This is a genomic window from Streptomyces sp. NPDC001890 (assembly GCF_042891445.1).
Classification (GTDB): Bacteria; Actinomycetota; Actinomycetes; order Streptomycetales; family Streptomycetaceae; genus Streptomyces.
Genome location: NZ_JBIATE010000033.1, coordinates 17,943 through 42,893, shown reverse-complemented (window position 1 = coordinate 42,893; position 24,951 = coordinate 17,943). Strand labels below are relative to the sequence as shown.

Below are 24,951 nucleotides of genomic sequence, written 5' to 3'. Positions count from 1 at the left end.
ACGTCACGGTCTCCCCGCCCCGGGCCCGGCGGATCAGCCGACCACCGCCGACCGCGCGGCGGAAGGCGTGCCGCTCTCCGGGTACATGACGGGGTCCGGCTCGAACGGCCCGTCGGTGGTGGCCCCGTACACCGGATGCGGGGCGAGCGCCGCGCTGCGCGGAGGCGCCGGAAGGGTGAACCAGACGACCTTCCCGGCCCCGCCCCTCGGACGGACCCCCCAGCTCTCGCTGACCGCGGCGATCAGTGCGAGTCCGCGCCCCGAGGTGCTGGACGAGCTGGGCTCACGCACGGTCGGCAGCCGTGGGTCGTGGTCGTGGACGGACACCGTGAGCCGTTCGAGCAGCAACTCGATCTCGACGGTGCATGATTTGTCCGGCTGGGCATGCCGGTGGACATTGGTCAGCAGTTCGGTGACGCCGAGCGCGGCCTGGTCGATCAGGGGATCGAGATGCCAGTAGCGCAACTGCGCCGAGACGATTCTGCGGACCTGACCGATCCGCGACGGCAGGGCCTGGAGCTCCACCGTGCAGTGCCTGCTTGGCTCGCTGATCACGGCTGCGACTCCCCGAAATAGGTCCGGAAGAAGACGGAGGAACGGATCCCGCGGCCGGCCGGCCGCTGATCCGGACCCGGCGGCGTGGATCTCAGTGTCACCGCCGGTGAACCATGAGTGACGTGTCCAATGTCGCCCAGGGGTCACGGCTCCGCAACTCGCGGTGGCCCGGCGAGGTCCGCCCGTCTCAGGTCATCCGTCCGCCCGCGCTGCGCAGCGTTTCGAGGAACCGGTGGGCCGGCCCGCCCCGGTCCGGACCGTGATTGCGCTGCCCCATCGTCAGCCGGTACCGCGTCCCGTTGAGGCGGGCCACGGCCGCGCCGGCTCCGGCGAACCACGGCCTGCCCGCACTCACCGTCACCACCGGGGCGCTGTCGATCTCCCGCCCGTTGCTGGTCAGCAGGGCCAGCCTGCCGTCCTTGACGATCACCTGCCCGGCCCTGGTGAGCGAGCGGGCCCACCGCTCGATCCGTACCCCCGTCGCACTGAACTCCGTTTCCGGCATGGCTGCTTCGCCCCCTTCGTGACACTTCTGATGGGAAGTCTGCACAAACCTGGACCGGCACGCCAGGCCGCGTGCCGGTCCGGTGCCGGGGCTCCGGGCCCCTTGACGCCAAGGCAGGGCTATGGAGCATCAAAGTGAACGTTTGTGCAGGTGGGGGGAATACCGTTGTCGGTGGAGTGATGGCGACACGAGGAGGAACGCGCTGATGGACACCGAGAAGCACGGCGGCGAGGGCCGGGCCGCTGCGACGATCGACATCGACCGCTCCGATCCCGGGTACCGGGCCTGGCTCAAGGAGGCGGTCCGCAAGGTCCAGGCCGACGCCAACCGCTCCGCCGACACCCATCTGCTGCGCTTCCCGCTGCCCGAGGCGTGGGGCATCGACCTCTACCTCAAGGACGAGTCGACGCATCCCACCGGGAGCCTCAAGCACCGGCTGGCCCGTTCGCTCTTCCTCTACGGGCTCTGCAACGGCTGGATCCGGCCGGGCAAGCCGGTGATCGAGGCGTCCAGCGGTTCGACGGCCGTCTCGGAGGCGTACTTCGCCAAGCTGATCGGTGTGCCGTTCATCGCCGTGATGCCCCGCACCACCAGCCCCGAGAAGTGCCGGCTGATCGAATTCCACGGCGGCCGATGTCATTTCGTCGACGACTCGCGGAAGATGTACGAGGAGTCCGCCATGCTCGCCGCGGAGACCGGCGGCCACTACATGGACCAGTTCACCTACGCCGAGCGGGCCACCGACTGGCGCGGCAACAACAACATCGCCGAGTCGATCTACCAGCAGCTGGGACTGGAGCGCTATCCGGAGCCGACGTGGATCGTCGCCACGGCGGGCACCGGCGGCACCTCGGCGACCATCGCCCGCTATGTGCACTACATGCAGTTCGACACCCGGATCTGTGTGCCCGACCCGGAGAACTCCTGCTTCTTCGACGGCTGGACCCAGCACAATCCCCTGGCCACCAGCGACTGCGGCTCCCGGATCGAGGGCATCGGCAGGCCCCGGATGGAGCCGAGCTTCGTGCCCGGGGCCATCGACCGGATGATGAAGGTGCCGGACGCGGCCAGCGTCGCGGCCGTGCGCGCCCTGGAGCAGGCCATCGGCCGCAAGGCCGGCGGCTCCACCGGCACCGGGCTGTGGAGCGCGTTCAAACTGGTCGCCGAGATGGTCGAGCAGGGCAGCACGGGCAGCGTCGTCACCCTGATCTGCGACCCGGGCGACCGCTACCTCGACAAGTACTACTCCGACAGCTGGCTCGCCGCGCAGGGCCTGGACATCGCCCCGTACGCGGCGACGATCGAATCCTTCCTGGCCGACGGCAACTGGCCCTGACCACCGGCGCGGAACGGGGCGCGCGGCGCGGCGGTCTCAGGCCGCGGACCCGGTCAGCCGCCGGTCGAGCTCGCGGACCGCGTCCCGGAAGGACCGGCCCACCCCCGACCGGGCCAGCCGCAGGGTGAACCGGAACGGGGCGGAACCGTCGGCGGCGAACGTCCACCGCACCAGCGTCCCGGTCCCGGCCGGGGCGAGCCGCCATTCCTCCAGCAGGGCCCGCATGCCGGGGGCGTTGGTCCGGTCGGCCCGGTAGGCGTACCGTCTGCCGGGCTCCGCCGCCATGATCGTCTCCTGGATCACGAAGCCGCCCTTGAGCCGCACCTCACGGCCCGCGCCGTCCTCGGTGGGCCGGGCGGACGTCACCGCCGTGAACCAGCCCGGCCAGCCCGGCACATCGTCGGCGAGCGCCCGGTAGACCTCCTCGGGAGCCGCGGACACCTCGGCGGCGAAGACCAGTCGCAGCGGAGCGGAATCGACGAAATCGAGCTCCACGGAACGGAGTCGGCGTGGCATGGAACGCACCTCCCGTGCGGTCGGCGGCGGACGGGGCCGCGCCACACCATAGCTGACGTGCCATCAGATGTCGTGGTCCGTGCGGCCGCCGCACCCGGGCGCGTCCGGGTACGGCCCCGCCCCGGACTACGGACGTTGTCGCTCCGGGTGGTCCAGCATGCCGTCGAGCACCCGGCCGAAGACCCGGCGGCCCGCCCCGGCGATCAGCGGATCGCCCCACCGCGGCAGCAGCCGCACGCCCAGCTCCTCCACCCACACCACATGGGAACCGGAATCCGTCGGATACACATCGATCGACGCCCGGCCCCGCACCAGCGAACCGCGCTTCTCCAGCCGGCACAGCCCCGCGCGCCCGGCTGCGGGCGGCGTCCACCGCACCACTTCCATCGGGTCGTCGAACGCCAGCGGCCCCACGCCCGTACGCGCCACGAAAACGGTTCCGACGCCGGTCGCCGGCCCCGTGGGGACGGTGATCGTGGTCAGCGGTACGTGCGCGGCGTGCCGTTCCCAGTCCGTCACCCGGCGCCAGGACTCGGCGGCGGGCAAGGAGGTGAAGCGCTCGATCCGGAAGACGGCCACAGCACGATCCTAAGTGGTCGGCTCCGGAAGTCCTTCGGGGGTTGACGCTGGGGGAGCTCCTGTGCCAGGTGGTGGCGTGGAACCCGGCCGAAGCGCGAGTTGACCTTCAAGTTGGATGAACGTCGACAATCGGGGCCATGGACGGCACCACGGAACTACTGAGCATCAGCGCCTTCGCGCGGCGGGTCGGTCTCGCTCCGAGCGCCTTGCGTTTCTACGACGACTGCCGCGTTCTGCGGCCGGTGTGGGTTGATGGGGCGACGGGATACCGCTTTTACAGTCCTGCTCAGGAGTCCCGTGCCGCTCTCCTGCGCAGTCTGCGAGAAGCGGGACTGCCGCTGGCTGAGGTCACCGTGGTGCTCGACGGGCCCGAGCGCGAGGGCCGAGAGGTACTGGAGCGGCACTTGGACAGGATGCGGGACCAGACGCAGACGGCCGAGGCGGCCATCGCCGTGGTTCTACGTTCCTTCTCGACTGCCGGCAGCATGACGGAAGCGCGAATCGGCGGCGTGGAGTTGGCCAGTGCAGTACGCCAGGTGGTGCCGGCCGCGGCTTCCGACGCGGAACTTCCTGTGCTGGGTTGTGTCCTCATCGAGATCGATGACGGCGAGGTGCGTCTGGTGGCTACCGATCGCTACCGCCTGTCGATGCGCGTCCTGAGGCCGGCGGCACTCGACGGAGGGCCCTGCCGCCTGCTGGTGCACGCGGCTGACCTGATCGAGTTCGGGCAATGGGCGGCGCGAGTCCATGAGGTCACCATCCAGGTCGGACCGGACGGCGCCCGCGCACGCAGTACGGCAGAGTCCCGTGTTCTGGTGACGATCGATGACCTGTTCCCTGCCTACCGCGAGATGCTCTCGGCTCTGGCCCCGCCCGAATACCGCGTGATCGTGGATCGCCTGGCTCTGCGTGAGGCGGTCAGCAGCCACGCAGACGCTGCACGTATCGCTCTGAGCTTCGCCGACGACGAGCTGGTCGTCTCGCTTGCCGACCACTCCGACGCCGTCACCCTGCCTGCGGTCTGCCATGAAGACCTGCCCCAGCGGATCGGTTTCGACCCCGCCGTCCTGGGCCCCGCGCTGGAGGCCAGTGTCGGGCCCGACGTTCTGTTGGAGGTCTCCGCCGCAGACCGGCCTGTCGTGGTGCGTTCCGCAGACCAGGGCAGCTTCAGCACGCTGATCATGCCCGTCGCCCTCGACACCTCCAGCTGATTTCCCCAGCACCGCATCCTCACCACCTCAGGAGAACCGTGACCGACCCCGAGAACATCGTCGTGCGGCTGTGCGCGCAGGGTATGCAGGCCGAGACCGAAGGACGAGATGCCCGAGCCCGGGACCTGTTCCTTCAAGCCTGGGAAGCGGCCGAGGACGACTACGACGCCTGCATCGCCGCGCACTACCTCGCCCGGCACCAGCCGACTCCGCAGGAGACTCTGCGCTGGAACCAGGAGTGCCTGAACCGGGCCGACAAGGTCGGCGACGACCGTGTCCGCGGCTTCTACGCCTCACTTCACGGAAACATGGCCCGGGCCCACCGGGACCTGGGCCAGATCGAGCAGGCCCGCGAACACTTCGAGTCCGCCGCCGAGCACATCGACGACGTCCCAGCCGGCCCCCACCAGCAATGGCTCCGCTACCGCATCGCCGCAGGACTGCGTGCCACCACTCAGGCCGCACCACAGCAGCACGAAGACCCGGTCGGCGAACTCCTCACCACGCTCTGCGCACGCGCGGACCTCGAAGCCCTGAGTCTGCTGCTGCCCCCGTACATGGGCAGCCTCGGCACACCCGAGGACGAGGAACGCGTCACCACCGCCCTGCGCATGCTCCATGCCGAGCGTCGTCTTCCCGACGAGGAGCAGGCCGTCCTCAGCCACGCGATCAAGGTCCGGTCCGCCGCGTGAGCGCCCCCGATCCTCGGTGACCCGCGCGACACGCACGTAGACCGCCGGCCGACTTCGTGGGGGCCGACGAACCTTCAACGATCACGATGGCCCGCCGACCTGACGGTCGGCGGGCCATCAACATGCTGGTCACTACCGCTCTTCCTGCCTCCTTGAAAATCCAGCGAGGTGGAAGGAAGAGGGGGGACAGTCGAAATCATTCAGGTTCATCAGCCTGCCGCAGGATCCGGGGGACAGGTACGTGGCCATACGCGCTGCCGTGGGGGTGGTGCTGACCGCCGCCGAGCGCCACCGGCTGAAGAAGATGGCTTACGGGCACAAGACTCCACACCAAGCCCGGCAGCGTGCCGCAGTGGTCCTCCTTGCGGCACGTGGTCAGGGCAATGCCAGGATCGCTGCCGAGACCCACCTGCACGTGGACATGGTCCGGACCTGGCGCGGGCGGTTCGCCCACGGCGGGCTACCGGCCCTGGCTGACCGCAAGCGCTCCGGGCGTCCCGCCCGTTTCACTCCCGTGCAGGTCGCCGAGGCCAAGGCGTTGGCCTGTCAGTTGCCCACCGAGACCGGCGTGCCTTTGTCGCGCTGGTCCTGCCCGGAGCCGGCCGCCGAGCTGACCGCGCGTGGGATCACCGAGAGCGTCTCCGCATCCACGGTGCGCCGCTGGCTGCGCGAGGACGCGCTCAAGCCCTGGCAGTACCGGTCCTGGATCTTCGTCCGCGACCCGGACTTCCGCGCCAAGGCCCAGCGTGTCCTGGACCTGTACGCCCGCACGTTCGAGGGTGTCCCGCTGGGCGAGGACGAGTACGTCGTCTCCAGCGATGAGAAGACCTCCGTCCAGGCGCGCTGCCGCTGCCATCCGACCCTGGCCCCGGGCCGCGCCCGGGCGATGCGCGTCAACCACGAGTACGGCCGCGGCGGCGCGTTGGCTTACCTGGCCGCCTACGACGTCCACCGCGCGAAGGTCTTCGGCCGCTGCGAGCCGAAGACCGGCATCGTCCCCTTCATGGCCCTGGTCACCCAGGTCATGACCACCGAGCCCTACGCGAGCGCCAGACGCGTCTTCTGGATCGTCGACAACGGCTCCCCCCATCGAGGGAAGAAGGCCGTCGACCGTCTGACCAAGGCGTTTCCGAACGCGATCATGGTCCACACTCCCGTACACGCCTCTTGGACCAACCAGATCGAGATCTTCTTCTCCATCGTCCAAGGCAAGGTCGTCCAACCCAACGACTTCACGGACCTCACCCAGGTCCGGGACCGGCTCCGAGCATTCGAAGACCGCTACAACGCCACGGCACAGCCGTTCCAGTGGAAGTTCACCACCTCCGACCTGGACGATCTGCTGGCCCGGCTCGACCGACACACACCAGCCGACCGACAAGAAGAATCCTCCGTCGCCCTGGCAGCCTGATCAACCCCCGAAGGACTTCCGGAGCCCACCACTTAAGCGCCCGGACTCCGCCCGGAGCCCCGCAGCCGCTCAGGAGCCGCCCTCCGCGACCGGGCCGGTCACCACCAGCCCCGGCAGATGCTCCTCGATCTCCGCACGGGCGGCGTCCGACAGCCCCGCGTCCGTCACGAAGGTGTCCACCTGGTCCAGCGAAGCGAACGAACTCAGACCGACCGTGCCCCACTTGGTGTGGTCGGCGACCACCACCACCCGCCGCGCCGACTGGACGAAACGGCGATTGGTCTCGGCCTCCGCCAGATTCGGCGTCGAGAGACCGGCCTCCACCGAGATCCCGTGCACCCCGAGGAACAGCACATCGAAGTGGAGCGAGGCGATCGCCTGATCGGCGACCGGACCGACCAGCGAGTCCGAAGGGGTCCGCACCCCGCCGGTCAGCACCACCGTGGCCGCCCCGGGCCGGGCCCCCGTCCCGCCCCCCGACCGCTGCGCGGCGTGGAAGACATCGGCGACCCGCACCGAGTTGGTCACCACCGTCAGATCCGGTACGTCCAGCAACTGCTGGGCGAGCGCGTACGTCGTCGTGCCGCCGGACAGCGCGATCGCACTGCCGGGCACCGCCATGGCCGCCGCCGCCCGCGCGATGTCCTCCTTGGCGGTCAGCTCCAGCGCCGACTTGGCCTCGAAACCGGGCTCGTGCGTACTGGCCTCGACCACCGGCACGGCCCCGCCGTGCACCTTCTCGACGACTCCCTGGCGGGCCAACGCGTCCAGGTCCCGGCGCACCGTCATGTCGGAGACATTCAGCTTGCGGGTCAGCTCATTGACCCGGACCCCGCCGCGCCTGCGCACCTCGTCGAGGATCAGGGCACGCCGCTGCTCCGCGAGCAGGTTCTGATTGTCGCTCAACGCCGGGTCCGGTCCTTCCCGATGGTCGTGCAGCGGTCTCTTCGAACGGGGTCATCCTGCCACGCGGTGTCGCCGGCCGCCGCACTGGGGAGATTCGGTGAGAGCGGTGCGGCCACCGGCCCCCTTCCGCGATTCTGGTGACCGCGCACCGAACCTCCCCCACGACCGAGAGAGCGAGCCACTCCCGTGCCACCTGCCACCCAGGCCCCGCAGAGTCCCGGGCCCGCGCTGGAACTGCTGGTCCACGGCGTGGGCGGCGCCACCCCGCAGGAGATGCTCGACGACCCGCGTACCGTCCGGATCACCGGCGACGCGACCGCCGCCATCTACCGGCGGACCGAGGACACGGACGCCGAACAGCACCCCGAGCGGTACCGCGACCGCCCCATCCCCGAGGCCTACTGCTGGTCCAACCTCACCTCCGGCAACGGCTCCCGCGCCCTGTGGCTGCTGCTGCTCCCCTTCATGGTGGTCAACCTCGCCCACTGGATGCGCCCCACCGCCCGCTCCCGCACCCGCACGGTGCGCCTGTACGGGGTCCTCGTCCGGCTCGTCGCGCTCAGCCTCACGGTGCTGCTGACCGCGGCGGCCTGCGAGGTCGCGCTCGACCTGGCGGCCTGGCAGTGCGCGGGCGTGCCGGACTGCTCCAACCAGCGGTCCTGGCTCGGCTTCCTGTCGACGGCACAGGGAGGCTGGTGGTCGCAGCCGGGCCGCAGGCTCGCTCTGGCCGCCCTGGTGCCCACCGCGCTGGTGGCGCTGCTCTGGTTCCTGTCCAACCGGACCTGGAGCGCGTACGAATCACAGCGCCCGCTCACCGGAACCGAACCGGACGACCTCGACCCCACGCCCACCCCGGCCGCCACCGGCACCGAGCCCGTCGTCCGCCCCGCCCTCGGCCGACCCGGATTCTGGTACGGCCGCCGGCTGGTCGCCCGGCTGCGCGCCGCCCACACCGCCGCCGGATTCCTGACCGTCGCCGCCTCGGTCGCGGGCGCCGCGGCCCGTCACGACCGGGCCGTCACCGGCCCCGTACCCGGCATCATCGGCCGGCTGATCGAGGCGGCACTGGTCGTGGGCGGACTCGTCGTGCTCTGGGTGGTCTGCCGCCGCGGCCGCAGCGAACGGCGCCTCGACAACCGGCTCGACCGCGCCCTCATCACCTGTCTGCCCGGCGTGGCCCTGGCGCTGCTCGTCCTCACCGCGGCGTACGCCGCCTGGTCCCGCCCCGACTGGACCTCGGCCGGGGCCCTGCCCGGCGACCTCGCCTTCAGCGTCATCACCCTCGCCCAGGGGACCCTCGTCGTCGTACTCGCCGTGGTGTCATTGAGCCTGTACCGCCGGACCCCCGAACCCCGCACCGTCATGTACGGACTCGGCGGGCCCGTGGTCGCGATGCTCGCCTGCGCCCTCGGCGGCGTCATGAGCGGCGGGGTCTCCCAGCGCGTCGCCGACTGGCTCGACGGCCCCGGCACCCCCGGCATGGGCCGGAGCTCCGTCATCGAGGGCCCGCCGGTGCTGCTCAGCTGGCAGGCGTCGGTCATCCCCGTGCTCCTGGTGCTGCTGGCCGTCCCCGCCCTGGTGCTGCTCGTACGGACCTGGCTCGCCGCCCGTGCCCTGGAGCCGGAGATCGACCGGACGTACGAGGACGAACGCCCGGACCCGGCCCGTACCCGGCAGATCGCCCGCGTCCAGGCCACGGCCGCCCTCACCGACTCCGCGCCCTGGATCCTCGGCCCGGTCTGCGCCGCCACCCTGCTGCTCGGCGCGGCGGCGGTCTGCGGGGCCTGGGTGAGCGGAGAGGTGCCCGGAATCGCGATGAAGGGCAGCGGCCCGTTCATCGAGTCCGTCGCCCAGGCCGCGCAGTCCACCGGCTCCTGGATGGTCGGACTCGGCTTCATCCTCTTCGTCACCTGGGGGCGGCGCGCCTACCGCGACGCCTCGGCCCGGCGCACCATCGGCATCCTCTGGGACGTCGGTACGTTCTGGCCGCGCGCCGCCCACCCCTTCGCACCGCCCTGCTACGCCGAGCGGGCCGTCCCCGACCTGGCGTCACGGATGTCCGCCTGGACCGCGCTCACCCGGGGCAGGCTCGTCATCTCCGGGCACTCCCAGGGCAGCGTCCTCGCCGCGTCCGCGGTCTGGCAGCTGCCCGCCGGGACCCGCAGCCGGGTCGCCCTGCTCACCTACGGCTCACCGATCGAGCGACTGTACGCGCGCTGGTTCCCGGCCTACTTCGGCCCCGGGCCGCTGCACGCCCTGCACCGCTCCGTGCACTGCTGGCGCAACCTGTGGCGGGCCACCGACCCGATCGGCGGCCGGGTCCGGCTCGACGAGGGCCCCGGGCCCGAGGTGGACCGAGGGCCGCTGAAGGACCCCCTGGTCTACGGGCGGACCCGCGAACATCCGCTGCCCGAAGCCGTTCTGGGACACTCGGACTACCAGGCCGACCCGGTCTTCGCCCAGGAGCGGACCGCGCTCCTGGAACGGCTGGACCCGGTCCTGCCCCGCCAGTCCGACGGGGAGCACGCCATCAAGTCCCCGCGGAATCAGGGAAGTTCGGGCAGGTCCTCCGGGTAGAGCAGGGTCAGGTCGTCCGTGCTCGGCTCGGCGAGCTGGGCGACCCGGCCCGCATGCCGCTCCACCATCGACTCGAAGGTCTGGCGCGCGGTACGGCCGTTGCCGAACGCCGGTCCCTTCGGCAGCTCGGTGAAGTACTTCAGCAGCGCCTCCCCGGTCCCGGAGGCCAGGCTGTACTCGTGCTCTTCGGCCTGCTGCTCCACGATGCGCAGCAGCTCGGCGGGCTCGTAGTCGCTGAAGGTGATGGTCCGGGAGAAACGGGACGCCACCCCGGGGTTGACGGTGAGGAACCGCTCCATCTCATGGGTGTAACCGGCGACGATGACGACCACCGCGTCCCGGTGGTCCTCCATCAGCTTCACCAGCGTGTCGATCGCCTCCCGGCCGAAGTCCCGGCCGGAGTCCTCGGGCGACAGGGCGTACGCCTCGTCGACGAACAGCACCCCGCCGCGCGCCCGGTCGAAGGCCTCCTGGGTCCGGATGGCGGTCGAGCCGATGTGCTCACCGACCAGATCGACCCGGGACACCTCGATCAGATGGCCCCGCTCCAGCACCCCGAGCGAGGCGAGGATCTCGCCGTACAGCCGGGCCACGGTGGTCTTGCCGGTGCCGGGGGAGCCGGTGAAGACGAGATGGCGGCGGACGGACGCCGCCTTGAGCCCGGCCTCCTGGCGGCGCCGGCCCACCTCGATCATGTCGGTGAGGGCGCGCACCTCCCGCTTGACGCTGTCCAGGCCCACCAACGCGTCCAGTTCCCCGAGCACCGCGTCCGACCCGCGCGCCGGCGCGGTGGCCGGCACCTCGGCCGGGGCGGGCTCGACGGCGCGCTGTCCGGGAATGCCGCCGAGCAGTCCGGGGGCCGACTGGGTCGCCGTCAGCACGGTGGGTGCCGGGGGAGCGGGCGAGCGCAGCGCGCTCTCGTCGCTCGTGCAGTCCTCCACCACGGGGCCGGTGCCCTGGCCGTCGCCGTGCGCGACGGCGGGCTCGGCGAACTCGTAACCACCGCGGGCGCACCGCTCGGTCCGGCAACGGCTCAGCGTCGTACGGCAGCCGTCCATCACATGGAAGCCGTAGCCGTCGCTGCCGGTGACCCGGCAGCTGTTGAACGTTCCGCGCCCCTCGGCGGAGACATAGAAACCTGCCTCGGCGGGCGAGGTGACCGTGCAGCGCTCGATCGTCGGGTCGGCGCCCTTGGTGACGATCACTCCCGTCTGCGCCGTGTCGATGGTGCAGTTGTTCAGCGTGCCCCCGCTGCCGTGGTCGCGGAACCAGGCGCCGGTGGACGCCTCACGGATGCGGCAGTCGTCCAGCTGTGCCGTCGCCCCGTCGCTCACCGACACCGCGGTGTTGCGGACCTGGGAGAGATCGCTGTCGACGACGTCGGCGCGCGAACCCCGGTCGAGCACGAAGATGGCGTCCGGCACGTCATGGACCCGGCAGGAGTCCAGTATCACCGTCGCCCCGTCGCTCACCCAGACCGCCGGGTAGTCACCCGTACTGTCGTGGATCTCGCACTGGTTGGCGTCGACCCGGGTGCCGGGGTCCCAGACCGAGAGGCCGTTGCGGCCGAAGCGGCGCACCGTGGAGCGGGTCAGGGTGAGGACCGAACGGGAGCGCAGGTCCACCGCGTTCTCCGGGATGTCGTGGATGTCGCAGTCGGCGAGCGTCAGTACCGCGTCGGTGTCGAGCGTGACGCCGTCCGCCGAAGTGCGGTGCACCGTGCAGTCGGTGAGGTGGGCGGCCGCACGCGCGGTCACCTGTATCCCGCTGCCCTTGATCTCGTACACCTCGCAGCCGACGCCCTCCAGGGCACTGCCCTCGCCGGTGACGCTGAGGCCCGCGCCCGACGCGTGATGGACCCGGCAGCGCTCCAGCCGGGGATGCGCGCCGTCGCGGACCGAGACCCCGGACTGCCCGGCGGAGACGACCTCGCACTCCTCGAACACCCCGCCCGCGCCGTCGAGTACGGCGATGCCGACCCCGGCGGGGTTGTCGACCGTGCAGCGGCGCACGGTCGGCCGGGCCGTGCCGCGCACCTCGATCCCGGCGGCGGAACGGGTGACGATCCGCAGGTCCGCGATGTCCGGTGCGCCGTCCTCGACCAGCAGCGCGGGGGCCGTCGAGTCCTGGCCCTCCACATGCAGGTCCGTGACGACGGCGGAGGCGCGGACGGTCAGCGGGACCCCGTCGGCCGGGGCGATCCGGACGGAGCCGACCGAACCCTCGGGTCCGCGCAGGGTCACCGCGCGGTGCAGGACCAGATTCTCCCGGTAGGTGCCCGGGGCGATGGTGAGGACATCGCCGTCGGCCGCGGCCTCCAGGGCTGCGGTGAGGGAGGCGTATTCGCCTGTGCGGCGCCGCCACCGCGATGTGCCGGTGTGCGTCACCTGGACCGTGCCCTGTGCCATGGCGCTGTTGTGCCCCCACCTCGTGCGTGCGTGATGCCCGGGTCACCGGCCTTGCGGCAGCGGCGAATCACGGGACCGCCCACCGGGAAAGCGGGCGGGCCGGTCCACCGTAGCGCGCGCGGCGGGCGGGAGTTGCCCCGATCAGCAGCTGATCAGCTACCGGTTCCGGTCCTGCCCCAGTCCGGACCGGTCTTGGCCCAGTCCTGGTCGATCCGGGTGTACCGTGCGCGCACCATGTGCCGGACGATCAGTTGCCGTACGCCCTCGATCAGTCCGACGGCGAGCATCGTCGCGCCGAGCCCGGCCAGCACCGCATGGGTGCGGGCCGTCGGAGCATCCATGGGGCGTGTGGTGGGGCGGCCTTGGAGATCCGTCCAGATCTCCACCCTGGTGCCCGGGGCGGCCTTCCGGGACGAGGTCATCACCGTGCCGCGGCGGGCGGTGCCGTCCGGGGCCTTCCAGCGCGCCACCACCGGGGTCTGCGAACCGTGCTCCGAGGACACCTCGGGATCGGTGACGAGACGCGGTGGCCGCGGTGCCCGGCGCAGCACGACCGCGGTGGTGGCACGACGTCCGGCCTGCTGGACCCGCACCGATTCCTGCAGGGCGTCGTCGGCGTACGACCCGCACACCCAGCCCAGCGCCGGCGCCGACAGCACCATCAGGAGCAACGCGACAAGAGCCACCCATGCCTCGCGCCGGTCAGTGGCGCGGCGCAGGGGATTGTGCCGCCAGCGCCATACACCTGTAACCGCTCGCACAGTCCCGCACCCCCTTCCGTATCCGTCTTAGCCTGATACGGCACGCTTCGCGTGCTGAAGGAGCGAAGAGAGAGCAACCTCACCCCGGCCAACGCGCGGACCACCCCCGTGAGTTCCCGCCGGCCGCACCGGACCGACGACATGTCCGGAGCGGGAACGCCGAAGTCGCCGTCGAGTCCCCATGGCTCGACGACGACTCCGTGCGACTGCGTGTGATGTCGGCTCAGTACCCCCGGCCCTGGTACGGGCGGTTGTACGGGTCCTCGTAGGGCGAGGGGGCCGAGGCCGGGCGGGTGGGCGCCGGGCGGGGCGCCGCCGGACGCATCGCCTCGTAGCCGGTGCCCGGCGCGGGCCGCTGCTGTTGCTGCGGGTAGGGCGCCTGGTACCCGCCACGGGCCGCGGACGGCTGCTGCGGGATGTACGGCGCCGGCGCGTGCTGCAGCTGCGCGGGCTGCATCGGCGCGTACCCCTGCTGAGCCGCCGGCTGCTGGTAGCCGTACGACGGACCGGGCTGAGAAGGTGCCGCGGGAAGAGCCGGCAGCGCCGCCGGGAGCGCCGGCAGATAGCTGTTGCCGGTGTCGTAGGCGGCAGGCACTCGGATCGGAGCGATCTGAGGGGTGCCCCGCTCCGCGACCAGGGAGTCGTAGATCGGAGTCTCGGGGAACGACGGTGCGGCGTAGTAGCCGCCGCCGTAGGTGGAGCGGGGGGAGGTCATGACACCTAAGTTAAGCCCACGATGTGCCGGTTGGGGAGACCTAATCTTGGGGTCATCCGTTTTACGCCGGTTCTGACCGCCTGACCTGCCAAAACAGCGATAAGGGCTGTGTGAGGAACGGGGGCTTTTCTGCCCTCCGGGGGGCAGTGCGGAGGAACGTGCCGCCCACGGCATACTGGGCCGCCACGGGAACGGGAGGGCTCAGCGGTGACCCGAGAGCACACGGAGTACGACGTCCTGGTCGTCGGAGGCAGCGGGGTGGACACCATCGTGCGGGTCGACGCCCTGCCCGTCCCGCTCGCCGACTCGGTCCATGTCGGGCCGATCGAGGAATGGGCGGGCCACACCGGAGGCAATGTGGCCCTCGGCACCCGGGCGCTCGGACTTCAGGTCGTGCTCCTCGACTGCATCGGTGACGACTGGACCGGTGCCCAGGTGCGCGAGCGCCTGGCCGAGGGGGACGTGGAGTTCGCCCCGCTGATCTCCGCGGCGGGCACCCGCCGCGCCGTGAACCTGGTGGACGCGACCGGACGCCGGATGTCGTTCTACGACGCCCGCGACCCCGCCGACCTGAGAATGCCCCGGGACTTCTACCTGCCGAGGCTGCGGCGTACCCGCCATGTCCACCTGTCCATCATGGACTTCACGCGCTTCCTCTACGACGACATCGAGGAACTCGGCGTACCCGTCTCCACGGACCTGCACGACTGGGACGGACTGGCCGACCACCACCGGGAGTTCGCACTCCGCTCCGACCTCGTCTTCCTCAGCGCGGCGGGTGCGGGCGAGGGCACCTTCGCCCTGATGCGGGAGATCCTCCGCGAGGGCCGCGCCGACACCGTGGTCGCCACGGCGGGCGCGGGCGGCTCCCACGTACTCACCCGGGACGGCGGCTCCACCCCGCACCACGTTCCGGCGACCGTCCCGCCCGCGCCGGTGGTGGACTCCAACGGCGCGGGCGACGCGTACGTCTGCGGCTTCCTGTACGGCAGGCTCGCCGGCCGGGATCCGCTGGCGTGCGCCCGGCTGGGGGCCGTGGCGGGGGCGTACGCCTGCACCGCGCCGGGATCCACCGCGCTCGTCCCGCGGGAAGTCCTGCTGGCATCGGACCCCGTCCGGTGACGGGCCCGCCGGTGATCAGGACGAACGCAGGGTTGCGAGCACGATTCGTTCGGCGGAGTGGAGTTGACCGGCTGTGATGCCCCCGTACTGCGCAGTTTGCAACGCTTCCCACAGGGATCAGGACTACGAGAGTTTCACCCTCGTGTACTTCCGTGAGACGGCGCCACCGCTCGATCGAGCGGGGCATCCCGAGAACGCCCTCTGGTTCTGCAGGGACCACGTCCGGCACACCGAGGGCAAGACCCACATGAGTGCCGTCCTGGCCCTGGTCCACATACGCGCGGCGGTCCGGCGCAACGCCCCGAACCCCTGGCCGCTCACGAGCATGCCCTGAGTGCCATGCCGCGTGATCGGACTTCCCCCCTGTGACGTTCGGGGGGATTAGGTTGTCGGAGAAAGGTTTTCGGGCAGCCGGACTCGCGATGGGGGCGAGCATGACCATGCAAAAAGGCGCCAATGTTCCGGTGGCGGCTCAGGCCGTGCGGGTCGAGCTGGGGTGGCGCACCTCCCCGGGGGCACCGGACGTGGACGGCTCGGCGCTCCTTCTCGTGCCGTCGGGAAAGGTGCGCAGCGACGCCGACTTCGTCTTCTACAACCAGCCCGCCCACGCGTCCGGCGCGGTGCGCCACGAGGGCAAGCGGACCGCCGGTGACGTGACGACGGACAGCCTCGCGGTCGACCTCGCGCGCGTCGAGCCGGCCATCGACCGGGTGGTCCTGGCGGCCTCCGCGGACGGCGGCACGTTCGGCCGGGTGGCCGGGCTGTACGTACGGATCACGGACGCGGCGAGCGGCAGGGAGCTCGCGCGCTTCGACAGCGCGGACGCGACGATCGAGACCGCGTTCATTCTCGGGGAGCTCTACCGGCGCCAGGGCGCCTGGAAGTTCCGCGCCGTCGGCCAGGGGTACGACACCGGCCTCGAAGGGCTCGCGACCGACTTCGGGATCTCCGTCGACGAACCGCAGCGGCCCCAGCCGACGCAGCCTCATCACCGGCCCCCAATGCCCCAACAGCCGCAGAGCGCAACGCGGGTCGACCGCCGGCCGTCGACGCCGCCCGCGCCGCCGATGGCGCCGCCGGCGCCTCCCGCGCCCCCTGCACCCGCCCCCGTCCGACTGTCCAAGGTGACGCTCACCAAGGAAGCTCCGGTGGTCTCCCTCGCCAAACAGGGCGGTACCTCGGGAGCGCTTCGCGTCAACCTCAACTGGCAGGTGCGCAAACAGTTCAAGGGCTGGGGAAGCAAGCTCGGCAGAGCGGTCGCCAACCACTCGGACCTCGACCTCGACCTCTGCGCCCTCTACGAACTGACCGACGGCCGCAAGGGAGTCGTACAGGCGCTGGGAAACGCGTTCGGCGCCCTCCAGCACCCGCCCTACATCCATCTCGACGGAGACGACCGCACCGGCGCCGTCTCCACCGGCGAGAACCTCACCGTCAACCTCGACCACAAGAACAAGCTCCGGCGCATCCTCATCTTCGTCACCATCTACGAAGGCGCCCGGAGCTTCGCCGACCTCCACGCGACCGTCACGCTCCAGCCCCAGAACGGCGCCTCGATCGACTTCTCGCTCGACGAATGCACCGTCCCGTCCACGGTCTGCGCCCTGGCGCTCCTGACCAACAACGGGGGAGACCTCACGGTGCAGCGCGAGGCCCGCTACCTCGTCCCCGAGCGCGGGGTCAGCCCGCAGCGCACCATCGACTACGCCTACGGGTGGGGCATGAACTGGACACCCGGCCGTAAATGACCCCCCGGCGGTCCGGTGGTCCCTGCGGCCATCGGCCCACCGCCGGCTCGGCTCAGCGGTCCGGCGCGGCCTCGGGACGGGCGTACGTACGCCCCTTCCAGGCCGCGCCGCGGCCCCGGTAGTGCTGCACCGCCGAATCGACCGTCATCAGCAGATAGAGCACGGCGGTGAACGGCAGCAACGGCGCCGACCACAGCGACTGCCGGTAGTAGCCCAGCATCGGCAGATACGTCGTGGTCATCACCGCCCACGCCAGTCCGCCCGCCCACGCCGCCACCGGGTCACCGGTCAGCAGCCCGGCGACGAGCGCGGCCGGCGGGACGAGATAGACCAGCGCGAGCCCCAGCACCGTCCCCAGCAGCAGCGGCGGGCTGTGGCGCAACTGGGCGTACGCGCTCCGCGACACCATCCGCCACAGATCCGCCAGCCGCGGATACGGCCGCACGCTGTCCACCCGCTCCGCGAGCCCCAGCCAGATCCGCCCGCCGCTGCGCTGCACCGCCCGCGCCAGCGACACGTCGTCGATCACCGCCTGCCGGATCGACTCCGGCACCCGGGCCCGCCGCACCGCCCCGGTCCGCAGCAGCACACAGCCACCGGCCGCCGCAGCCGTCCGGGCACCCGCTCGGTTCACCCACCGGAACGGATAGAGCTGCGAGAAGAAGTACACGAAGGCCGGCACCACCAGCCGCTCCCAGGGGCTCGACACCCGCAGCCGGGCCATCTGCGAGACCAGGTCGAAGCCGCCCGATCCGGCGGCGGCGACCAGCTCCCGCAGACTGTCCGGCTCGTGCGCGATGTCGGCGTCGGTGAGCAGCAGATAGTCCGGCTCCCGGGTCCGGGCCAGCGAGATCCCGTGCCGCACCGCCCAGAGCTTGCCCGTCCAGCCCGGCTCGGGCTCACCCGGCGAGACGACCGTCACCGGCAGCCCTCCGTGGCGCACGGACAGTGCGCGGGCGACGTCCCCGGTCCCGTCCTTGCTGCAGTCGTCGACGAGAAAGATCTCCGCCTGCCCCGGATAGTCCTGCGCCAGCAGCGACGGCAGGCTCACCGGCAGCATGTCGGCCTCGTCACGTGCGGGCACCACGATCGCGACGGACGGCCATCCGGCGGGGGGCTCCCGGCCGGGCAGCCGCTGGTCGGTCCGCCAGAAGAACCCCTGTCCCAGCAGCAGCCACACCCATGCGGCCAGCGAACCCACGGCGATCCAGGCAACGGCGCTCATCCGCCGCAGTCTGCCCCACCGGGACGGAACCGCAAGGGCGGTCGACTATGGTGACCGGGTGAAGATCGCGCTCATGGACTCAGGAATCGGCCTGCTCGCGGCAGCCGCCGCGGTACGCCGGCTGAGGCCGGACGCCGATCTGGTGCTCTCCTCCGACCCCGACGGCATGCCCTGGGGACCGCGTACGCCCGAGTACGTGAGCGCCCAGGCGCTCGACGTGGCCCGCGCGGCCGCCGCCCACCGGCCGGACGCACTGATCGTCGCCTGCAACACGGCCTCCGTGCACGCCCTGCCGGCGCTCCGCGCCGAGCTCGAACCCACGCTGCCGGTCATCGGCACCGTCCCCGCCATCAAGCCGTCCGTGGCCGGCGGCGGCCCCGTCGCGATCTGGGCCACGCCCGCCACCACCGGCAGCCCGTACCAGCGCGGACTCATCGCCGAATTCGCGCGCTCCGTCGACGTCACCGAGGTGCCCTGCCCGGGTCTCGCCGACGCCGTGCAGTACGCGGACGAGACCGCGATCGACCTGGCGATCGCCGCGGCCGCCGCCCGCACCCCGCGCGACGTCCGGGCCGTGGTCCTGGGCTGCACCCACTACGAACTGGTCGCCGAACGCATTCGTGACGCGGTGCGCCGGCCCGGTCTGCCGCACGTCGCGCTGTACGGTTCCGCGGACGCCGTCGCCGCCCAGGCACTGCGCCGGATCGGTGTCGAACCCGCTCCGTCGGCCGAACCGTCCACCTCTCTCGCGGTCCTCCTCAGCGGCCGCCCCGCCGACCTGCCGGAAGCCGCTCTGGCCTACGCCGAGGGACAGCTGCTGGGAGCCGTCAGCCCGGCCCGCTGACCCGTCGGGGCCCGTTCGTCCCATCCCCGGCGTGCGGAATCCTGAGTACGCTGCTTGACATGAGGGACCACCCCCGAAAACCCCGGCACGACGGAGCCGATGCCCGCTCCGCCGTCTGGATCGGCCGGGCCACCAACCGGGCCCAGTGGGTACTCGCGGTCGCGGGCGCCGCCTGTCTGGCGCTCGGCGTCCAGCTGGCCGTCACCTCCAACTGGACCTCCGGCATCGCCCCGCTGCTGATGTCCGTGATCGGCTGCGTCGCCGCCGGGCTGCTCATGCTGTTCGGCACCCTCGCGTTCGTGAACGTGGCCGTGAGGGTCGACGGCGACGCCCTGGAGGTGCGCTGCGGCCACATGGGCCTGCCGCGCCGCCGGATTCTGCTCACCCAAGTGGTGGGCGCGGAATTCGCCCCCGAGGTCACCCCGCGCCAATGGGGCGGCTGGGGCTACCGCTGGCGACCCGAGCAGGGCACGGCCGTGGTGGTCCGCAGGGGCGAGGGCCTGGTGCTCCGGCTCGGCGACGGCAGGACGTTCACCATCACGGTCGACGACGCGGAGGCGGGCGTCCGGTTCATCCGCGAGCGCCTGCAGCTGCCGGCGACCGGAGCGACGGCCGGTACCTGACACCCGAGGGCCGCCCCGCGCGGACGGCAGCGGACCCGATCCGGGCGGGAGAGTGCCGGAACGATCCGGTACGAAGGGTTCCAGCACACGGGCGGGGCTGCCGGACCCACAGGCGGCCACCGTAGACTCCGCCGGGTGAGCGCCACCACCACCGAAGTCGAAGCCGCGCAGCCGGCCACATCCCCCGTGTCCCGGAAGCGACGCTTCCTGCGGCCCCCGGCCGCCGTGATCGCGGGCGTACTGCTGTATCTGAGCTTCCCGCCGCGCCCCCTGTGGTGGCTGGTCCTCCCCGGCTTCGCCCTGCTCGGCTGGGTGCTGCACCGACAACGGCTCCGGGCCGGCTTCGGACTGGGCCTGCTCGCCGGACTGGGCTTCATGCTGCCGCTGCTGCACTGGACCGGCGAGGAGGTCGGCCCGGTGCCGTGGCTGGCGCTCGCCGCCGCCGAGGCGCTGTTCATCGCGGTCGGCTGCATCGGCATCGCCGCCGTCAGCCGGCTGGCCTGGTGGCCGGTGTGGGCCGCCGCGGTCTGGGTGCTCGACGAGGCGGTCCGGGCCCGGGTGCCGTTCGGCGGCTTCCCGTGGGGGAAGATCGCCTTCGGCCAGGCGGACGGCGTGTTCCTGCCGCTCGCGGCCCTCGGGGGCACACCGCTGCTCTCCTTCGCGGTGGTGCTGTGCGGCTTCGGTCTCTGCGAAGCGGTACTCCAGGTCCGCGACCACCGCCGTACGGGCACGCTGCCGAGGGCGGCCGTAGCCGCCGCGGCCGCGACCGTCCTGGTACCCGTCGCCGGCGCGTTCGCCGCGCTGCCACTGGTCGACGACTCGGCCGAGGACGGCACCGCGACCGTCGCCGCGATCCAGGGCAACGTGCCCCGGCTCGGACTCGACTTCAACGCCCAGCGCCGCGCCGTCCTGGACAACCATGTGAGCCGTACCGAGCAGCTCGCCCGGGAGGTGAAGGAGGGCAAGGTCCCGCAGCCCGACTTCGTCCTGTGGCCGGAGAACTCCTCCGACCTCGACCCGTACCGGAACGCCGACGCCCGGATCCTGATCGACGACGCGGTGAAGGCGATCGGTGTGCCCACCGTGGTCGGCGCGGTGGTCGAGCCCGACAGCGGGAACCTGCGCAACACCCTCATCCAGTGGGAGCCGGGGAAGGGCCCCGTCGACACCTACGACAAGCGCCACATCCAGCCGTTCGGCGAGTACATGCCGATGCGCTCCGTCGCCCGGATCTTCAGCTCCGACGTGGACCGGGTGACGCGTGACTTCGGCCCCGGGAAGAAGGTCGGGGTCTTCGACCTGGCGGGCACGAACGTGGGGCTCGTGACCTGTTACGAGGCCGCGTTCGACGACGCCGTACGGGACACGGTCACACATGGCGGCCAGCTGATCGCCGTACCCAGCAACAACGCCACCTTCGGCCGCAGCGAGATGACCTATCAGCAGCTGGCCATGTCCAGGGTGCGGGCGGTCGAGCACAGCAGGTCGGTCGTCGTCCCCGTCACCAGCGGGGTCAGCGCCGTCATCCGCCCGGACGGCACGATCGTGAAGCAGACGAAGCTGTTCACCCCCGACGCGCTCGTGGACGAGGTGCCGCTGCGGTCCTCGCTGACGCCCGCGACCCGGATGGGCACGCTCCCCGAAGGGGTGCTCGTGCTGATCGCCGTGGCCGGGCTCGGCCTGGTCACCTTCCGTGCGGTACGGAGCCGGCGCAGCCGTTGATCCACCGGTGCGCCGGACAAGGGCTGTCCCGTGATCCGTGGTGGATCACGGGACAGCCCTTAGGGTCGGACCATGGCAACTCCTGATTTCATCCGCGAGATCCGCGCCACCGCGGGCCAGCAACTGCTCCTGCTGCCGGGCGTCACCGCCATCGTCTTCGACGACGAGGGAAGAGTGCTGCTCGGACGCCGTTCCGACACCGGCAAATGGTCGGTCATCGGCGGCATCTGCGAACCGGGCGAGCAGCCGGCGGCAACGGCGGAGCGCGAGGTGTACGAAGAGACCAACGTGCGCTGCGTCGCGGAGCGGGTGGTGCTCACCCAGGCCCTGGAGCCCGTGCAGTACGCGAACGGCGACCGCTGCCAGTACCTCGACGTCACCTTCCGCTGCCGGGCGACCGGCGGTGAGGCACGCGTCAACGACGACGAGTCGCTGGAGGTGGGCTGGTTCCCGGTGGACGCGCTGCCGCCGCTGAACGAGTTCGGGCTCTTCAGGATCAAGCAGTCCATGACCGACGGACCCACCTGGTTCGAGCCCACCGCCGGGCAGTGAACACCGTCGTCCGCAGGGCGGCCCGGTCTCCTCGGCCACCCTGCGGACGACATCCGCGACACGGGCTCAGACGGTACGGGCGTCGGCCTTCGGCGCCCCGGCGGTGTCCGGGGCGGCCGCCACCCCGCCGATGTCCGTGAGGTCCCGGTGCCGGGTCTCCTTGGCGCACCCGACCGCGAGCAGGGTGATGAGCGCGGCGGCGATGACGTACAGCGAGATGGGTACCGAGCTGTCGAAGTCCGCGAGCAGCGCGGTGGCGATGAGCGGCGCCGGAGCACCGGCCGCGACGGACGAGAACTGCGCCCCGATCGAAGCGCCCGAGTACCGCATCCGGGTCGCGAACATCTCCGAGAAGAAGGCGGCCTGCGGTGCGTACATCGCACCGTGGAAGAACAGCCCGACGGTGACGGCGAGCAGCAGACTTCCGAAGTTCCGGGTGTCGATCAGCGCGAAGAACGGGAACGTCCACAGCCCGACACCGACCGCGCCGACCAGATACACCGGCTTGCGTCCGACCCGGTCCGACAGCGCGCCCCACATCGGAATGACCGCGAAGTGGACGGCCGAGGCGATGAGTACCGCGTTGAGCGCGGTCTGCTTGCTCAGATCCGCCGCCGTGGTCGCGTAGACGAGCACGAATGCCGTGATCACGTAGTAGCTGATGTTCTCCGCCATCCGGGCACCCATGGCGATCAGCACATCGCGCCAGTGGTGCCGCAGCACGGCGACGAGCGGCATCTTCTCGGCCGTCCCGGCACCCGACCTGCGCTCCTCGGCCTGCGCCAGCGCGGCCTTGAAGACCGGCGATTCATCGACGGAGAGCCGGATCCACAGACCGATGAGCACCAGGACACCGGAGAGCAGGAAGGGGATGCGCCAGCCCCACGACCCGAAGGCGGACTCCGACATCAGCGCGGTGAGCGCGGACAGCACCCCGGTGGCGAGGAGCTGCCCGGCCGGTGCGCCCGTCTGCGGCCAGGAGGCCCAGAAGCCGCGCCGCTCGGCGTCCCCGTGCTCCGACACCAGCAGCACGGCCCCGCCCCACTCGCCCCCGAGCGCGAAACCCTGCACCAGCCGCAGGATCGTGAGGAGTACGGGGGCGGCGGCCCCGACCGTGGCATGCGTCGGCAGCAGCCCGATCGCGAACGTCGCCCCGCCCATCATCAGCAGGCTGAGCACCAGCAGCTTCTTGCGGCCGAGCCGGTCGCCGTAGTGCCCGAACACCAGGGCACCCAGCGGCCGGGCGGCGAAGCCGACCGCGTAGGTGAGGAAGGACAGGAGCGTTCCGACGAGCGGGTCGGACTCGGGGAAGAACAGCTTGTTGAAGACCAGCGCGGCGGCTGACCCGTAGAGGAAGAAGTCGTACCACTCGATGGTGGTCCCGACGAGGCTTGCGGCGACGATGCGCTTGAGGTTCGACGGGGCTGGCGGAGAGGTTGCTGGGGCGGCCATGGGTACCACTTCCGGACGGTTGGCGGGGACGTGCGTGCGTCGCCATACCGTAGGAAGGGGCAGTTCAGGGGCGTATGTGGCGGGACACCACAGTTCTCGGCCCGGGTGTGCGCGGGGCCACTATGACAGGCACGTCGAGACTGCTTCGAGGACCGTGCTGAAGGCCGGCAGGCGCCTGTCAGGATTGCGCTATTAGGCACGGTCTAAAGGTCCCCGGACGACCTGTTCGGTCCTTCAGTGGATGCCAGGCGTGTTGTGGGCTCCACGGACGTGTTTTGACAGCCGTGGTCGGCGTGGTGAATGAGCTCACCAGGGGAGACCTCGCGGCTGGCCAGGGCATACTCCAGTGAGGTGAGGACCAGGTCGGAGTCCGCTCGGGCGGAGGTCTCCCAGGCGACCACCCGGCGGGAGAACGCGTCGCGGATCGCGGACAGCCACAACGGCCCCTCCCCGGTGGAGACCATGGTCAGGTCGGTAACCCACAGCCGATTCGGCCCATTCGCGGTGAAGTCGCGTTGCACCAGGTCAGATGCCAGATCGGCGTCCGGGTCACGGCGAGTGAAACCCTTGCCCCGGCGGGGGCTGATCCCGGCCAGGCCAGCCTCTCGTATGAGCCGCTCGACGCGCCTCCTGTCGACGTGGATGCCCTCACGCCTGAGAACGGCGTGCACGCGAGGTGAGCCGTAGATCCCGCCGGACTCGTCGTGGACCTGCCGTCCGAGGCCGCCAGCGCCATCGCGCCGTTCTCAGACAAGTACGGCGACACGGTCCGGATAGTCGATATCGGCGACTTCTCCCGCGAGCTCTGCGGCAGCACCCACGCGGCCCACGGCTCCCAGGTCGGCGCCCTCCGCCTGCTCAGCGAGTCCTCGATCGGCTCCAACCTCCGCCGCGACGAAGCCCTCACCGGTCACGGAACCCTCCGCCGCCTCGACACCGAGCCGCGGCTGCTCAACGAGCTTGGCCGGCCTGCTCGGCACCCGCCCCGCCGAGGCCCTGGAGTCCAGCGCCAGCGCCTGGATGCCCTGGTCACCGCCCAGCAGCAGCTGACCCGGCTCCGGGCTGAGGAACTACGCCACCAGGCCCGACACCTCGCCGCTCAGGCCCAGCCGACCGGCCACGGCCAAATGGTCGCCCAGCCCGTCACCGGCGTTGCCCCGGACGGACTGCGACCTCGCAGCCGACACCCTCGCGCGTCTCGGCCACGGTCCGGCCATGGTGATCCTCGGGACCGAACACGACGGCAAGGTCCTCCTGGCCGCCGCGATTCCACCCGATCTCCACCAGGGCGGGGCCGACTCCAGCCAGATCCTCGCCCAGGCGGCCCGAACAGTCGGAGGCGACTCCGGAAGGCCGTGGTCCCCTCGCAGCGCCGGAGGGTGCCGCCCAAGCCTTCAGCCAGGCCCTGGACCTTGCAGCCCAGGATGCCGCCCGCCTGCTCAGCGACGACTAGATGATCAATTCCAAGGGATGCCTGCAGGGGGGGATGGG

General features: G+C 71.4%; 24 protein-coding genes and 1 pseudogene. 13 read left to right on the top strand and 12 right to left on the bottom strand.

The window, feature by feature from the left end; genetic code table 11:
• Positions 1-33: 33 nt before the first annotated feature.
• Both ACFYY1_RS38330 and ACFYY1_RS38325 read right to left on the bottom strand, forming a co-directional pair.
• A complete protein-coding gene (locus tag ACFYY1_RS38330; RefSeq protein WP_388594103.1) occupies positions 34-555 on the bottom strand; it encodes an ATP-binding protein in 522 nt (173 codons plus the stop codon).
• 187 nt (positions 556-742) lie between these two features.
• The gene (locus ACFYY1_RS38325) at positions 743-1,060 is read right to left on the bottom strand and encodes a hypothetical protein (RefSeq protein WP_388594101.1); all 318 of its coding nucleotides are present in this window, start codon (positions 1,058-1,060) and stop codon (positions 743-745) included.
• 205 nt (positions 1,061-1,265) lie between these two features.
• Here ACFYY1_RS38325 and ACFYY1_RS38320 point away from each other — a divergent pair, with 205 nt between their 5' ends.
• On the top strand, positions 1,266-2,396 hold the full coding sequence (locus tag ACFYY1_RS38320) for a PLP-dependent cysteine synthase family protein (RefSeq protein ID WP_388594100.1): 1,131 nt from the start codon (positions 1,266-1,268) through the stop codon (positions 2,394-2,396).
• 36 nt (positions 2,397-2,432) lie between these two features.
• Here the strand turns inward: ACFYY1_RS38320 and ACFYY1_RS38315 are convergent, their stop codons facing one another.
• Together ACFYY1_RS38315 and ACFYY1_RS38310 are read right to left on the bottom strand one after the other, a co-directional pair.
• Positions 2,433-2,912 carry an SRPBCC family protein gene (locus tag ACFYY1_RS38315; RefSeq protein ID WP_388594099.1) on the bottom strand — a complete coding sequence of 160 codons (480 nt, stop codon included), beginning with the start codon at positions 2,910-2,912 and terminating at the stop codon, positions 2,433-2,435.
• Between the two features lie 126 nt (positions 2,913-3,038).
• Positions 3,039-3,491: an SRPBCC family protein gene (locus ACFYY1_RS38310; protein ID WP_388594096.1), complete on the bottom strand. Its 453-nt coding sequence runs from the start codon at positions 3,489-3,491 to the stop codon at positions 3,039-3,041.
• 137 nt (positions 3,492-3,628) lie between these two features.
• Here ACFYY1_RS38310 and ACFYY1_RS38305 point away from each other — a divergent pair, with 137 nt between their 5' ends.
• From ACFYY1_RS38305 to ACFYY1_RS38295, 3 genes are all read left to right on the top strand, one after another.
• Positions 3,629-4,702 (top strand): MerR family transcriptional regulator, encoded by a 1,074-nt coding sequence (locus tag ACFYY1_RS38305; protein ID WP_388594094.1) that lies wholly within the window; start codon positions 3,629-3,631, stop codon positions 4,700-4,702.
• 38 nt (positions 4,703-4,740) lie between these two features.
• Positions 4,741-5,394 (top strand): hypothetical protein, encoded by a 654-nt coding sequence (locus tag ACFYY1_RS38300; protein WP_388594092.1) that lies wholly within the window; start codon positions 4,741-4,743, stop codon positions 5,392-5,394.
• 241 nt (positions 5,395-5,635) lie between these two features.
• A complete protein-coding gene (locus tag ACFYY1_RS38295) occupies positions 5,636-6,805 on the top strand; it encodes an IS630 family transposase (protein WP_388594089.1) in 1,170 nt (389 codons plus the stop codon).
• A 69-nt stretch (positions 6,806-6,874) separates the two neighbouring features.
• Here the strand turns inward: ACFYY1_RS38295 and ACFYY1_RS38290 are convergent, their stop codons facing one another.
• A complete protein-coding gene (locus tag ACFYY1_RS38290; protein ID WP_388594087.1) occupies positions 6,875-7,711 on the bottom strand; it encodes a DeoR/GlpR family DNA-binding transcription regulator in 837 nt (278 codons plus the stop codon).
• Positions 7,712-7,897: 186 nt separating this feature from the next.
• On the opposite strand from ACFYY1_RS38290, the gene ACFYY1_RS38285 reads away from it, so the two are divergent.
• On the top strand, positions 7,898-10,288 hold the full coding sequence (locus ACFYY1_RS38285) for a hypothetical protein (RefSeq protein WP_388594085.1): 2,391 nt from the start codon (positions 7,898-7,900) through the stop codon (positions 10,286-10,288).
• On the opposite strand, the gene ACFYY1_RS38280 is transcribed toward ACFYY1_RS38285, so the two are convergent.
• The 3 genes from ACFYY1_RS38280 to ACFYY1_RS38270 all read right to left on the bottom strand — a co-directional run bounded on the left by ACFYY1_RS38280 (position 10,258) and on the right by ACFYY1_RS38270 (position 14,172).
• On the bottom strand, positions 10,258-12,696 hold the full coding sequence (locus ACFYY1_RS38280; protein ID WP_388594084.1) for a right-handed parallel beta-helix repeat-containing protein: 2,439 nt from the start codon (positions 12,694-12,696) through the stop codon (positions 10,258-10,260). The two genes, ACFYY1_RS38285 and ACFYY1_RS38280, sit on opposite strands and share 31 nt — an antisense overlap.
• 152 nt (positions 12,697-12,848) lie before the next feature.
• Complete coding sequence (locus ACFYY1_RS38275; RefSeq protein WP_388594082.1) at positions 12,849-13,382, bottom strand: hypothetical protein; 534 nt, start codon at positions 13,380-13,382, stop codon at positions 12,849-12,851.
• Positions 13,383-13,680: 298 nt separating this feature from the next.
• Entirely contained in the window at positions 13,681-14,172 is a 492-nt protein-coding gene (locus ACFYY1_RS38270) for a DUF6643 family protein (RefSeq protein ID WP_388594080.1), read from the bottom strand.
• 207 nt (positions 14,173-14,379) lie between these two features.
• Between ACFYY1_RS38270 and ACFYY1_RS38265 the strand changes: the two genes are divergently transcribed.
• From ACFYY1_RS38265 to ACFYY1_RS38255, 3 genes are all read left to right on the top strand, one after another.
• Positions 14,380-15,294, top strand: a complete 915-nt coding sequence (locus tag ACFYY1_RS38265; protein WP_388594078.1) for a carbohydrate kinase family protein — start codon at positions 14,380-14,382, stop codon at positions 15,292-15,294.
• Positions 15,295-15,436: 142 nt separating this feature from the next.
• The gene (locus ACFYY1_RS38260; RefSeq protein ID WP_388594076.1) at positions 15,437-15,628 is read left to right on the top strand and encodes a hypothetical protein; all 192 of its coding nucleotides are present in this window, start codon (positions 15,437-15,439) and stop codon (positions 15,626-15,628) included.
• A gap of 88 nt (positions 15,629-15,716) precedes the next feature.
• Positions 15,717-17,042 carry a TerD family protein gene (locus ACFYY1_RS38255; RefSeq protein ID WP_388594074.1) on the top strand — a complete coding sequence of 442 codons (1,326 nt, stop codon included), beginning with the start codon at positions 15,717-15,719 and terminating at the stop codon, positions 17,040-17,042.
• A 52-nt stretch (positions 17,043-17,094) separates the two neighbouring features.
• Here the strand turns inward: ACFYY1_RS38255 and ACFYY1_RS38250 are convergent, their stop codons facing one another.
• Positions 17,095-18,267 (bottom strand): glycosyltransferase, encoded by a 1,173-nt coding sequence (locus tag ACFYY1_RS38250; protein ID WP_388594073.1) that lies wholly within the window; start codon positions 18,265-18,267, stop codon positions 17,095-17,097.
• Positions 18,268-18,325: 58 nt separating this feature from the next.
• On the opposite strand from ACFYY1_RS38250, the gene ACFYY1_RS38245 reads away from it, so the two are divergent.
• From ACFYY1_RS38245 to ACFYY1_RS38230, 4 genes are all read left to right on the top strand, one after another.
• Complete coding sequence (locus tag ACFYY1_RS38245) at positions 18,326-19,111, top strand: glutamate racemase (RefSeq protein WP_388594070.1); 786 nt, start codon at positions 18,326-18,328, stop codon at positions 19,109-19,111.
• 59 nt (positions 19,112-19,170) lie between these two features.
• The gene (locus tag ACFYY1_RS38240; protein WP_388594069.1) at positions 19,171-19,734 is read left to right on the top strand and encodes a hypothetical protein; all 564 of its coding nucleotides are present in this window, start codon (positions 19,171-19,173) and stop codon (positions 19,732-19,734) included.
• Between the two features lie 135 nt (positions 19,735-19,869).
• Positions 19,870-21,456, top strand: a complete 1,587-nt coding sequence (gene lnt, locus ACFYY1_RS38235; RefSeq protein ID WP_388594067.1) for an apolipoprotein N-acyltransferase — start codon at positions 19,870-19,872, stop codon at positions 21,454-21,456.
• Positions 21,457-21,528: 72 nt separating this feature from the next.
• The gene (locus ACFYY1_RS38230; RefSeq protein ID WP_351263098.1) at positions 21,529-22,008 is read left to right on the top strand and encodes an NUDIX domain-containing protein; all 480 of its coding nucleotides are present in this window, start codon (positions 21,529-21,531) and stop codon (positions 22,006-22,008) included.
• Between the two features lie 66 nt (positions 22,009-22,074).
• Here ACFYY1_RS38230 and ACFYY1_RS38225 read toward each other — a convergent pair whose 3' ends face one another.
• From ACFYY1_RS38225 to ACFYY1_RS38215, 3 genes and pseudogenes are all read right to left on the bottom strand, one after another.
• Positions 22,075-23,460, bottom strand: a complete 1,386-nt coding sequence (locus ACFYY1_RS38225; protein ID WP_388594064.1) for an MFS transporter — start codon at positions 23,458-23,460, stop codon at positions 22,075-22,077.
• A 203-nt stretch (positions 23,461-23,663) separates the two neighbouring features.
• Complete coding sequence (locus tag ACFYY1_RS38220) at positions 23,664-24,047, bottom strand: transposase (protein WP_388594164.1); 384 nt, start codon at positions 24,045-24,047, stop codon at positions 23,664-23,666.
• Positions 24,045-24,164: pseudogene (locus tag ACFYY1_RS38215) on the bottom strand (IS3 family transposase); the annotation flags it as partial. The pseudogene ACFYY1_RS38215 and the gene ACFYY1_RS38220, both read right to left, overlap by 3 nt.
• On the opposite strand from ACFYY1_RS38215, the gene ACFYY1_RS38210 reads away from it, so the two are divergent.
• Positions 24,165-24,917: a hypothetical protein gene (locus tag ACFYY1_RS38210; RefSeq protein WP_388594062.1), complete on the top strand. Its 753-nt coding sequence runs from the start codon at positions 24,165-24,167 to the stop codon at positions 24,915-24,917.
• Positions 24,918-24,951: the final 34 nt, after the last annotated feature.